This window comes from Mycobacterium syngnathidarum (genome assembly GCF_001942625.1).
Taxonomy (GTDB): Bacteria; Actinomycetota; Actinomycetes; order Mycobacteriales; family Mycobacteriaceae; genus Mycobacterium; species Mycobacterium syngnathidarum.
The window spans coordinates 1-448 of record NZ_MLCL01000007.1; the positions used below are offsets into that span (position 1 = coordinate 1).

The 448-nt window shown below is 59.6% G+C and carries 1 protein-coding gene; it reads left to right on the forward strand.

Translation table 11 applies throughout. The annotated features are described in order from the left end of the window. Positions 1-376, forward strand: a 376-nt coding sequence (locus tag BKG60_RS02375; protein WP_207553859.1) for a VOC family protein, incomplete at its 5' end; no start/stop codon positions are given. Positions 377-448 lie beyond the last annotated feature (72 nt).

Below are 448 nucleotides of genomic sequence, written 5' to 3' on the forward strand. Positions count from 1 at the left end.
GATTAGCGCTCCGGATCCGCGGGCTCTGGCGGCTTTCTATCAGCGGCTTCTCGGATGGACCGTTACCGCATCGGAGGGCCCCAGGCCCGGCGAATCAGTAGAGGCGGGGTGGGCTCAGCTGCGAGCCCCCGATGGTGCGGCTGGTTTGACGACGATCAACATTGAGTACGAGAAGCATTTCATTAGACCGACATGGCCGAGTAGCCCCGGTACACAACACATCACCGTTCATATGGATCTACCCACCACCGACATAGATGCCGCTGAACGGCACGCCATCGAAGCCGGCGCAGTGACAGCGCAATTCCAGCCGCAGGACGGCGTCCGGGTAATGATCGATCCGGCCGGTCACCCGTTCTGCCTCTTTCAAACTTGACGTCAATGTAACCGCGTGGTGCGTACACCAACCGTATGCATGAGTCGCTCAGTAGTTGTGGCAGTTGTCGAC